Below are 11,987 nucleotides of genomic sequence, written 5' to 3'. Positions count from 1 at the left end.
TTTACATAGGCTTCCCCCCGAAATGATGGACATCAACGAGATTCGCGAATACCTGCCTCACCGTTACCCGTTCCTGCTGGTGGACCGAGTCGTGGAACTGGATGTGGAAGGCAAGCGCATTCGCGCCTACAAGAATGTCAGCATCAACGAACCGTTCTTCAATGGTCACTTCCCTGCGCATCCAATCATGCCGGGCGTGTTGATCATCGAAGCGATGGCTCAGGCTGCCGGTATCCTTGGCTTCAAAATGCTCGACGTGAAGCCCGCCGACGGCACGCTTTACTACTTCGTCGGCTCCGACAAGCTGCGTTTTCGCCAGCCTGTCACCCCAGGCGATCAGTTGATCCTCGAAGCCCGCTTCATCAGCTGCAAGCGCCAAATCTGGAAGTTCGAGTGCCAGGCTTCGGTCGATGGCAAGCCAGTCTGCTCCGCTGAAATTATCTGCGCGGAACGCAAACTATGAGTTTGATTGACCCTCGCGCAATCATCGATCCGACGGCCATCCTGGCTGACGGCGTCGAGGTCGGCCCCTGGTCGATCATCGGCGCAGGTGTGGAAATCGGCGAGGGGACAGTGATCGGGCCGCATGTGATTCTCAAAGGCCCGACCCGAATCGGAAAGCACAACCGCATCTACCAGTTTTCTTCGGTAGGCGAGGACACGCCCGATCTGAAATACAAGGGTGAAGAAACCCGTCTGGTCATCGGTGACCACAACGTCATCCGTGAAGGCGTGACGATTCACCGTGGGACCATTCAGGATCGTTCTGAAACGACCCTGGGCGATCACAATCTGATCATGGCCTATGCCCACATCGGCCACGACAGTGTCATCGGCAACCACTGCATCCTGGTCAACAACACCGCGCTGGCGGGGCATGTGCACGTTGAAGACTGGGCGATCCTGTCCGGTTTCACCCTGGTTCACCAGTATTGCCATATCGGCGCCCACAGCTTTTCCGGTATGGGCACCGCCATCGGCAAGGATGTCCCGGCGTACGTCACTGTGTTCGGCAACCCGGCCGAAGCCCGCAGCATGAACTTCGAAGGCATGCGTCGTCGCGGTTTCAGCGAAGATGCGATCCACGCGCTGCGTCGTGCCTACAAGGTGGTTTACCGCCAAGGGTTGACGGTCGAACAGGCGCTCGCCGAACTGGCCGAACCGTCGGCCCAGTTTCCGGAAGTCGCGGTATTCCGTGATTCCATCCAGTCTTCGACCCGCGGCATCACTCGTTAATCATGGCTAATCTGCGTATTGCGCTGGTGGCGGGCGAGGCTTCTGGTGACATTCTGGGCGCGGGTCTGATGCGCGCACTCAAGGCTCAGCATCCGGCGGCCGAGTTCATCGGTGTCGGCGGTCCGCTGATGCAGGCTGAAGGCCTGACCTCGTATTTTCCGATGGAGCGTCTCTCTGTCATGGGCCTGGTGGAAGTGCTGGGCCGATTGCGTGAGCTGATGGCTCGTCGCAAAAAGTTGATTGCGGACCTGATCGCCCAGAAGCCGGATGTGTTCATCGGCATCGATGCCCCGGACTTCAACCTCAATATCGAACTGAAGCTGCGTCAGGCCGGGATCAAGACCGTGCATTACGTCAGCCCGTCGGTTTGGGCGTGGCGGCAGAAGCGGGTGCTGAAGATTCGCGAAGGCTGCGACCTGATGCTGACGTTGTTCCCGTTCGAAGCGAAATTTTATGAAGAGAAGGGCGTGCCGGTGCGGTTTGTCGGGCACTCCCTGGCTGATGCTATCCCGCTTGAAGCGGATCGCGCTGCAGCGCGGGCTGAACTCGGCTTGCCAGACGGGCCGTTGGTTGCGCTGATGCCGGGCAGTCGCGGTGGCGAAGTCGGCCGTCTGGGTGCGCTGTTCCTCGATACCGCCCAGCGCCTGCGGGCCTTGCGCCCCGGCGTGCGTTTCGTCATGCCGTGCGCCAGCCCTGAGCGCCGAGCGCAGCTGGAAGAATTGCTGGCCGGTCGCGATTTGCCATTGACCTTGCTCAATGGCAACTCCCATCTGGCCCTGGCAGCCTGTGACGCAGTGTTGATCGCCTCCGGCACCGCTACGCTTGAAGCGTTGTTGTACAAGCGGCCGATGGTGGTCGCTTACCGTTTGGCACCGCTGACGTTCTGGATTCTCAAGCGCATGGTGAAAAGCCCGTATATCTCGTTGCCTAACCTGCTGGCACAGCGCCTGTTGGTGCCCGAGTTGCTGCAGGACGACGCGACAGTTGAAGCCTTGGCCCAGACGCTGTCGCCACTGATCGAAGGCGGTGAAGAACAGACCCGCGGCTTCGATGAAATTCACCGAACCTTACGTCTGGACGCCTCCAATCAGGCGGCGGACGCGGTACTGAACCTGATCGGCAAAACACAATGAGCAAAGCAAGCACTCAGATGGGCCTGGACTTCACTCTGGTCGCCGAAGTTGAAGATCTGGTCGCCGGCGTCGACGAAGTCGGTCGCGGCCCGCTCTGCGGTGCGGTGGTGACAGCCGCGGTGATCCTCGATCCGAACCGTCCGATCCTGGGCCTGAACGATTCGAAGAAGCTCACCGAAGCCCGCCGTGAAAAGCTCTACGACGAGATCTGCGAAAAAGCCCTGAGCTGGTGCATCGCCCGGGCCGAAGTCGAAGAAATCGACGAGCTGAACATCCTTCACGCCACCATGCTGGCCATGCAGCGCGCAGTCGAAGGCCTGCACATCACACCGAAACTGGCAATGATCGACGGCAACCGTTGCCCGAAACTGTCCATGCGCGCCGAAGCGGTGGTGCAGGGCGACGGTAAGGTGCCGGCCATCGCTGCCGCGTCGATTCTGGCCAAGGTCAGCCGCGACCGCGAGATGGCAGCGTTTGAGCTGATTTACCCGGGTTACGGCATCGGTGGCCACAAAGGCTACCCGACGCCCGTTCATCTGGAGGCGCTCGCCCGCTTGGGGCCAACGCCGATTCACCGCCGCTCCTTCGCCCCCGTACGTATGGCTTACGAGGCTCGGGAAAACCTGATCGAGAGTTAGTCACAAGGCTGATGTTTTTGCCAAGGCCCGGTACAATCCGGGCCTTGTTGTCTTCCACGTTTCTAGTTTCTAGACAGGATCACTATGCCGGCTTCATTCGTTCATCTACGCCTGCACACTGAGTATTCCCTGGTCGACGGTCTGGTGCGGATCAAACCGCTGGTCAAGACACTGGTCGGCATGAACATGCCTGCCGTAGCGGTCACCGACCAGAACAATATGTGTTCCCTGGTCAAATTCTACAAAGCGGCCATGGGCGCCGGGATCAAGCCGATCTGCGGCGCCGACCTGTGGCTGTCGAACAAGGACCCGGACAGTCCGTTGAGCCGGATCAGCCTGCTGGCGATGAACGCCGTGGGCTATCGCAACCTCACCGAACTGATCTCCCGCGGCTTCATCGACGGCCAACGCAACGGCTCGGTCATCATCGAGCGCGAGTGGGTGGCTGAAGCCAGTGAAGGCTTGATCATGCTGTCGGCGGCGAAAGAAGGCGAGATCGGCCTGGCGATGCTCGGCGGCAACCCGGCCGAAGCCGAGACCCTGGCCCGCGAATGGATGGCGGTGTTCCCGGACCGTTTCTATCTGGAGATCCAGCGCACCAACCGCCCCTACGATGAAGAGCAATTGCACGGCGCCGTGGCCCTGGCCGAGAAAATCGGTGCGCCACTGGTGGCGACCAACGACGTGCGCTTCATCAAGCAGGAAGACTTTGCGGCTCACGAAACCCGCGTTTGCATCGGTGAGGGGCGTGCCCTCGACGATCCGCGGCGTTCGAAGAATTACAGCGATCAGCAATACCTCAAAAGCACCGAGGAAATGGCCGATCTGTTCAGTGACTTGCCCGAGGCGCTGGAAAACACCGTCGAAATTGCCAAGCGCTGCAACATCGAAGTCAAGCTGGGCAAGCACTTCCTGCCCAACTTCCCGATTCCCGATGGCATGACCATCGATGAATACTTCCGCAAGGTTTCCTTCGACGGTCTGGAAGAACGTCTCAGTGTTCTGTTGCCCAAGGACACCACCGAAGACTACGAAGCCAAGCGTCAGGTCTATGTCGACCGGCTGAATTTCGAGCTGGATATCATCATCCAGATGGGCTTCCCCGGTTACTTCCTGATCGTTATGGACTTCATCCAGTGGGCCAAGAGCAACGGCGTGCCGGTAGGTCCTGGTCGTGGGTCGGGTGCCGGGTCGCTGGTGGCCTATGTGCAGAAGATCACCGACCTCGATCCACTGGAATATGACCTGCTGTTCGAACGTTTCCTTAACCCGGAACGGGTATCGATGCCCGACTTCGACGTCGACTTCTGCATGGATGGTCGCGACCGGGTCATCGAATACGTGGCCGGAAAATACGGCCGCAACGCCGTAAGCCAGATCATCACCTTCGGTTCCATGGCAGCAAAAGCGGTGGTCCGTGACGTGGCTCGGGTGCAGGGCAAGTCCTACGGACTGGCGGATCGTCTGTCGAAGATGATCCCGTTTGAAGTCGGCATGACCCTGGAAAAGGCCTACGAACAGGAAGAAATCCTGCGTGACTTCATCAAGGTCGATGAAGAGGCCGCAGAAATCTGGGAAATGGCCCGCAAGCTTGAAGGCGTTGTGCGTAACGTCGGCAAGCACGCCGGTGGTGTGGTTATTGCGCCAACCAAACTGACTGACTTTTCGCCGATCTATTGCGACGAGGCCGGTGATGGTCTGGTAACCCAGTTCGACAAAGACGACGTTGAGGCTGCCGGTCTGGTGAAGTTCGACTTCCTCGGTCTACGGACGCTGACGGTCATCGACTGGGCGCTGAAAACGATTAACCGCGACCGCGCCAAGGTTGATGAGCCGCCGCTGGACATTGCTTTCATCCCGCTGGATGACAAGCCGACCTATCAGTTGCTGCAAAAAGCCGAAACCACGGCGGTGTTCCAGCTCGAGTCCCGGGGCATGAAGGAGCTGATCAAAAAGCTCAAGCCTGACTGCCTGGAAGACTTGATCGCACTGGTGGCCCTGTTCCGTCCGGGCCCGTTGCAATCGGGCATGGTGGACGACTTTATCAACCGTAAGCACGGTCGCGCCGAACTGGCGTACCCGCACTCGGACTATCAGTATGAAGGCCTTAAGCCCGTATTGGCACCGACTTACGGCATCATCCTGTATCAGGAACAGGTGATGCAGATTGCCCAGGTCATGGCCGGCTACACCCTGGGTGGCGCGGATATGCTGCGTCGGGCCATGGGTAAGAAAAAGCCCGAAGAAATGGCCAAGCAGCGCGGCGGTTTCATTGAAGGTTGCACCGCTAACAATATCGACGCGGACCTGTCCGGTAACATTTTCGACCTGGTGGAAAAATTCGCCGGTTACGGCTTCAACAAGTCCCACTCCGCGGCTTACGGCCTGGTGTCTTACCAGACCGCGTGGCTGAAAACGCATTACCCGGCGCCGTTCATGGCGGCGGTGCTGTCGGCGGATATGCACAACACCGACAAGGTCGTGACCTTGATCGAAGAAATTCGCACCATGAAGCTGCGTCTCGACGCGCCGGATGTGAATACCTCTGAGTTCAAGTTCACGGTAAATGACGAAGGCCGCATTATTTACGGCCTCGGCGCGATCAAGGGTGTGGGCGAAGGTCCGGTGGAAGCGATCACCGAGGCGCGTCGGGACGGTCCGTTTACAGATCTGTTCGATTTCTGCGCCCGTGTCGATCTCAAGCGTATCAACAAACGCACCTTGGACGGTTTGATCCGCAGCGGTGCGCTGGATCGTCTAGGGCCGTTTTTCCATGACGAACCGAAAGCCTATCAAGCCAACATCGACCAAAACCGCGCGGTGTTGCTGACAGCGATGGAAGGGGCGATCAAGGCCGCCGAACAAACCGCTCGCACCCACGACAGTGGCCATGCCGACCTGTTTGGCGGGCTGTTCGTCGAGGAAGACGCCGATGTCTACGCCATTCACCGCAAGGCCAAGGAACTGACCCTCAAGGAACGCCTGAAAGGGGAGAAAGATACCCTGGGCCTGTACCTGACCGGTCACCCGATCGACGAATACGAAGGCGAGATCCGCCGTTTCGCTCGTCAGCGCATCATCGACCTGAAACCGGCTCGTGATACCCAGACCGTCGCGGGCATGATCATCGCCTTGCGAGTCATGAAGAACAAAAAGGGCGACAAGATGGGTTTCATTACCCTCGACGACCGCTCTGGACGGATCGAAGCGTCGCTGTTCGCCGAAGCATTCCATTCGGCGCAGTCGTTGTTGCAGACTGACGCGATGGTGGTGGTCGAAGGCGAAGTCAGTAACGACGATTTCTCCGGCGGGCTGCGGCTGCGGGTCAAGCGGGTGATGAGCATGGAAGATGCGCGCACCAATCTGGCCGAAAGCCTGCGCTTGAAGCTGCAGACCAAGGACCTCAAGGGCGATCAGCTACGCTGGCTGGGTGAACTGTTCAAGCGTCACCGTGGTGCGTGCCCGATCACCATGGAATACACGAGCCCCGATGCGAAAGCCTTGCTGCAGTTCGGCGAGACCTGGCGAATCGACCCGGCGGATGCTTTGATTCAAGCCCTGCGTGACCAGTTCGGGCGAGACAACGTCTTCCTCCAATACCGTTGACGGTCAGGTCCTATTGAAGGGACCTGATCTCGACCTGAATCTTTAATCTCGACCTGAACGCGCCTCTCCCTTAAGGTAGGGCGCGAATAGACAACCGGCCGGCCCAAGCTCTCTTGGATGTCGACCCAAGACGGACGCCTATGAACCCGAATTTTCTAGATTTCGAACAGCCGATCGCCGACCTGCAAGCCAAGATCGAAGAGTTGCGCTTGGTCGGTAATGACAATTCGCTGAATATCGGCGATGAGATCTCCCGCCTGCAGGACAAAAGCAGCACGCTGACCGAAGACATCTTCGGCAAGCTGACCAGCTGGCAGATCGCGCGTCTGGCGCGTCACCCGCGTCGCCCGTACACCCTGGACTACATCGAACATATCTTCACCGAGTTCGACGAACTGCACGGCGACCGTCACTTCTCCGACGACGCCGCCATCGTCGGCGGTATCGCCCGTCTGGACGATGAGCCGGTGATGATCATCGGTCACCAGAAAGGCCGTGAAGTGCGCGAGAAGGTTCGCCGCAACTTCGGCATGCCGCGTCCGGAAGGCTACCGCAAGGCGTGCCGTCTGATGGAAATGGCAGAACGTTTCAAAATGCCGATCCTGACCTTCATTGACACTCCGGGCGCCTACCCGGGTATCGACGCTGAAGAGCGCAACCAGAGCGAAGCGATTGCCTGGAACCTGCGCGTCATGGCACGCCTGAAAACCCCAATCATCGCCACCGTAATTGGTGAAGGTGGTTCCGGGGGCGCTCTGGCAATCGGCGTTTGCGATCAACTGAACATGCTGCAGTACTCGACCTACGCGGTCATTTCGCCGGAAGGTTGCGCTTCGATTCTGTGGAAGACCGCCGAGAAAGCACCGGACGCCGCTGAAGCCATGGGCATCACTGCCGAGCGCCTCAAAGGCCTGGGTATTGTGGATAAAGTGATTGGCGAGCCTTTGGGTGGCGCGCACCGTAATCCAGCCGCTGCGGCTGCATCGATCCGTGCCGAGCTGAGCTCGCAGCTGGCGATGTTGAAGAAGTTCGACAACGAAGCGCTGTTGGCTCGTCGTTACGAGCGTCTGATGAGCTACGGTCTCTGATCTGACCTCGCCATACCCATGTGGGAGCGAGTTCGCTCCCACATTTGATTTGGGCGAAGTGGACACTATGAGCTCATCCAAGATTGATCTGCCTTCCAGGCTTCTGCTGAATCTTGCACCGTGGCGCAACGCCACAACCTGGCACATCGCCTTCTCCGGTGGTCTCGATTCTACCGTTCTGCTGCACCTTCTCGCCCACCTCGCAAAAACCGAATCCCTACCGGCGCTAAACGCCATTCACGTCCACCACGGCCTTCAAGCTGCGGCTGATGCGTGGCCGGATCATTGTCAGTCGGTCTGCGATGCTCTGCATGTGCCGCTGCAAGTTGTTCGCGTGCAGGTCCAGCCCGGCGCCAGCCTTGAGCGTGCAGCCCGGGATGCGCGATATGCCGCGTTCATCGAGGCGACTCAGGCCAATGAAGTGTTGATGACCGCCCAGCACCGTGACGATCAGGCAGAAACCCTGTTGTTTCGGATGTTGCGTGGGGCAGGGGTGAGGGGATTATCGGGGATGCCACGCCAGCGCCCGCTCGGTAAAGGGCAGCTGCTTCGTCCATTGCTCGATGTCACGCGGGCTGAACTTGAGGCTTATGCGGCCGAGCATCGGCTGAACTGGATCGAAGACCCTTCGAACCAAAACCGACAGTTCTCGCGTAATTACCTGCGGCATCAGGTTTTCCCAGTATTGACTGAGCGCTGGCCGCAAGCGCTGGCGACCATGGCCCGCAGCGTTGCACATCTGAGTGAAGCGCAGGGATTGCTCGATGAGCTTGCGCAAATCGACCTGACCGACGCCAGCACGACCAATGATTTTGATTGGCTGGGATTGCCGTCGCTGGAACTGACGGCATTGGAAAAGCTCTCCGCTGCTCGTCAGCGTAATGCGTTGAGTCATTGGCTCGAACCGCTGACGCGACTGCCAGACACTGACCATTGGTCGGGTTGGGAGGATTTACGCGATGCCACCGGCGATGCCCACCCGATCTGGCGGCTGGCGGATGGCGAACTGCATCGGGCGGGTGGGCGTATCTGGTGGTTGTCCGGTAGCTGGTTGCGCACGCCGCCCGCCGTCGGAAATTGGCCTGATCCCTCGCTATCGCTGGTGTTGCCTGACAACGGCGAGCTCACACTCACCGGCCAAATTCCCGATGGTCCGCTGCATATCCGCTATCGTGAAGGTGGTGAGGTCATGAGTCTGCCCGGTCGCGGCCATCGCGATCTGAAGCGATTGCTCAACGAAAGCGGCGTGCCGGGTTTCGCCCGTGGCAGATTGCCGCTGCTCTACCGCGGCGAGCAATTGCTGGCGGTGGCCAACCTGCGGGGCTTGGGCGGCAGTGCAAAGGACCGTTGGAATTTGCATTGGCAGCCGCCGCATGAAGATCAAGGTTTGAGCTGAAAGGGGCTTTCCGGTAGACTACGCTCCCTTCTTGATACAACTTCTGTGGATTCGCCTGAATTGCAGGAGTTGCCGATTACCAAGCAGTCTTTGCTGGGCGATTCCAAAAAATGTGTAGCGAGCAACGTACCGGTGTTTCATCTTCCGGTCTGTCCCAACGCGGCGGTTTTTTTGAAAGGTGCACTGTGATTAATGCAGGTGATCGGGGGCTTCGGCCTTCCTTCGCTTTCCCCGGCGGCTCGGACCGCTTTAACGCAGACTTCTAGGGTTTTTCATGACGCGCTACATATTCGTCACGGGCGGTGTTGTTTCTTCATTGGGGAAAGGCATCGCATCGGCTTCATTGGCGGCCATCCTGGAGGCGCGGGGACTTAAGGTCACCATGCTGAAGCTGGACCCGTACATCAACGTTGACCCGGGCACCATGAGCCCGTTCCAGCACGGTGAAGTGTTCGTCACCCACGACGGCGCCGAGACCGACCTGGACCTGGGCCACTACGAGCGGTTCATCCGCACGACCATGACCCAGAACAACAACTTCACCACCGGCCGTGTCTACGAACACGTCCTGCGCAAAGAGCGCCGTGGTGATTACCTGGGCGCCACCATTCAGGTGATCCCGCACATCACCGACGAAATCAAGCGCCGGATCATCAAGGGCGCCGGCGATGCCGACGTGGCCATGGTCGAAATCGGTGGCACCGTGGGTGACATCGAATCCCAGCCGTTCCTCGAAGCGATCCGTCAATTGCGTTTCGAAGTCGGCGCCAAGCGCGCGATGCTGATGCACCTGACACTGGTGCCGTACATCGCCACTGCCGGTGAAACCAAAACCAAGCCTACTCAGCACTCGGTCAAGGAACTGCGTTCCATCGGTCTGCAACCAGACGTCCTGGTCTGCCGTTCCGATCACCCGATCGACATCTCTTCGCGTCGCAAGATCGCGCAATTCACCAACGTTGAAGAACGTGCGGTGATCGCGCTGGAAGACGCCGACACCATCTACAAGATCCCGGGCATTCTGCACTCCCAGGGCCTGGATGATTTCGTCGTCGAGCGTTTCGGCCTGCAATGTGGCGGCGCCGATCTGTCGGAGTGGGAAGCTGTGGTCGACGCCAAGCTCAACCCTGAGCATGAAGTCACCATCGCCATGGTCGGCAAGTACATGGAACTGCTGGACGCCTACAAGTCGCTGATCGAAGCGATGAGTCATGCCGGCATCAGCAACCGCACCAAGGTCAACCTGCGCTACATCGACTCCGAAGACATCGAAAACCAGGGCACTGCGCTGCTGGAAGGCGTCGACGCGATTCTGGTACCTGGCGGCTTCGGCCTGCGTGGCGTGGAAGGCAAGATCACTGCCGTTCAATACGCTCGCGAAAACAAGGTTCCCTACCTCGGCATCTGTCTGGGCATGCAAGTGGCTGTGATCGAGTTCGCTCGTAACGTGCTGGGCTGGAAAGACGCCAACTCCACCGAGTTCGATCGCGCCAGCGGTCACCCGGTCGTGGGTCTGATCACCGAGTGGGAAGACGCCACCGGCGCTGTCGAAATCCGTACCGAAGCCTCCGACTTGGGCGGCACCATGCGCCTAGGCGCTCAGGATTGCCTGCTTGAGCCAGGCTCCCTGGTGCACGATTGCTACGCCAAAGACGTGATCGTCGAGCGTCACCGTCACCGCTACGAAGTGAACAACAACCTGCTGCCGCAAATCATGGAGGCCGGTCTGAAAATCACCGGTCGTTCCGGTGATGGCGCGCTGGTTGAAGTGATTGAAGCTCCGGATCATCCATGGTTCGTCGCTTGCCAGTTCCACCCTGAGTTCACCTCGACGCCACGCGACGGTCACCCGTTGTTCAGCGGTTTCGTTAAAGCAGCTTTGATTCAACACCAGAAGAAGGCGCAAATCTGATGGCGCAGAAGATCATTCGCGTAGGCGATATCGAGATTGCCAACGACAAGCCAATGGTGCTTTTCGGTGGCATGAACGTGTTGGAAAGCCGCGACATGGCGATGCAGGTCTGTGAAGAATACGTAAAGGTTACCGAGAAACTCGGGATCCCTTATGTGTTCAAGGCCAGCTTCGACAAGGCTAACCGTTCCTCCGTGACCTCTTACCGTGGCCCTGGCCTGGAAGAGGGCATGCGGATTTTCCAGGACATCAAGCAAGCTTTCGGCGTGCCGATCATCACCGACGTCCACGAGCCTGATCAGGCCGCGGTCGTCGCTGAAGTCTGCGATATCATCCAGCTGCCGGCCTTCCTGTCTCGCCAGACCGACCTTGTGGTCGCGATGGCCAAGACCGGTGCGGTGATCAACATCAAGAAAGCCCAGTTCCTCGCCCCTCAGGAAATGAAACACATCCTGAGCAAGTGCGTGGAAGCGGGTAACGATCAGTTGATCCTCTGCGAGCGCGGTTCGAGCTTCGGCTACAACAACCTGGTCGTCGACATGCTCGGCTTCGGCATCATGAAGCAGTTCGAATACCCGGTGTTCTTCGACGTGACCCACGCGCTGCAAATGCCTGGCGGTCGCTCCGATTCCGCCGGCGGTCGCCGCGGCCAGGTCACCGATCTGGCGAAAGCCGGTATGAGCCAGTCTTTGGCCGGTCTGTTTCTCGAAGCTCACCCGGACCCGGACAACGCTAAATGCGACGGCCCTTGCGCCTTGCGTCTGGACAAACTGGAGCCATTCCTGGCCCAGCTCAAAGCTATGGACGAACTGGTGAAGAGTTTTCCGACGGTAGAAACCGCGTAATCCTCGTTTCTCCGGTAAAGTACCGCACGAATTAATGCTCAGGCCCTCGGGCCTGGGCCTTATCGTCCGCAAGTCTGCCCGCTGCACATCACTTGCCGGCGATACAAGATTTCCTTCAGCTGCGTCGTTTTCG

At 59.0% G+C, this 11,987-nt stretch carries 9 protein-coding genes; all 9 read left to right on the top strand.

Going from position 1 to position 11,987, the window contains the following annotated elements; translation table 11 throughout:
- Positions 1–22: 22 nt before the first annotated feature.
- The 9 genes from fabZ to kdsA all read left to right on the top strand — a co-directional run bounded on the left by fabZ (position 23) and on the right by kdsA (position 11,854).
- Positions 23–463, top strand: a complete 441-nt coding sequence (gene fabZ, locus ACYZTU_RS22970) for a 3-hydroxyacyl-ACP dehydratase FabZ (protein ID WP_017336708.1) — start codon at positions 23–25, stop codon at positions 461–463.
- Positions 460–1,236, top strand: a complete 777-nt coding sequence (lpxA, locus tag ACYZTU_RS22965; protein WP_262165811.1) for an acyl-ACP--UDP-N-acetylglucosamine O-acyltransferase — start codon at positions 460–462, stop codon at positions 1,234–1,236. The genes fabZ and lpxA overlap by 4 nt, the downstream gene beginning before the upstream one ends.
- 2 nt (positions 1,237–1,238) lie before the next feature.
- Entirely contained in the window at positions 1,239–2,369 is a 1,131-nt protein-coding gene (lpxB, locus tag ACYZTU_RS22960) for a lipid-A-disaccharide synthase (RefSeq protein WP_461965758.1), read from the top strand.
- Positions 2,366–3,007, top strand: coding sequence for a ribonuclease HII (rnhB, locus tag ACYZTU_RS22955; RefSeq protein WP_461965756.1), 642 nt, complete (start codon positions 2,366–2,368; stop codon positions 3,005–3,007). The genes lpxB and rnhB overlap by 4 nt, the downstream gene beginning before the upstream one ends.
- A gap of 84 nt (positions 3,008–3,091) precedes the next feature.
- Positions 3,092–6,613, top strand: coding sequence for a DNA polymerase III subunit alpha (dnaE, locus tag ACYZTU_RS22950; RefSeq protein WP_461965754.1), 3,522 nt, complete (start codon positions 3,092–3,094; stop codon positions 6,611–6,613).
- Between the two features lie 140 nt (positions 6,614–6,753).
- A complete protein-coding gene (locus tag ACYZTU_RS22945) occupies positions 6,754–7,701 on the top strand; it encodes an acetyl-CoA carboxylase carboxyltransferase subunit alpha (RefSeq protein WP_149419691.1) in 948 nt (315 codons plus the stop codon).
- A 67-nt stretch (positions 7,702–7,768) separates the two neighbouring features.
- Positions 7,769–9,097 (top strand): tRNA lysidine(34) synthetase TilS, encoded by a 1,329-nt coding sequence (gene tilS, locus ACYZTU_RS22940; protein WP_461965752.1) that lies wholly within the window; start codon positions 7,769–7,771, stop codon positions 9,095–9,097.
- 274 nt (positions 9,098–9,371) lie between these two features.
- Positions 9,372–11,009 carry a CTP synthase gene (locus tag ACYZTU_RS22935; RefSeq protein ID WP_461965750.1) on the top strand — a complete coding sequence of 546 codons (1,638 nt, stop codon included), beginning with the start codon at positions 9,372–9,374 and terminating at the stop codon, positions 11,007–11,009.
- Positions 11,009–11,854, top strand: coding sequence for a 3-deoxy-8-phosphooctulonate synthase (kdsA, locus tag ACYZTU_RS22930; RefSeq protein WP_461965748.1), 846 nt, complete (start codon positions 11,009–11,011; stop codon positions 11,852–11,854). Before ACYZTU_RS22935 ends, kdsA begins: the two co-directional genes overlap by 1 nt.
- Positions 11,855–11,987 lie beyond the last annotated feature (133 nt).

This window comes from Pseudomonas sp. HLT2-19-2 (genome assembly GCF_054898005.1).
This window is presented reverse-complemented; position numbering and strand designations above follow the sequence as displayed.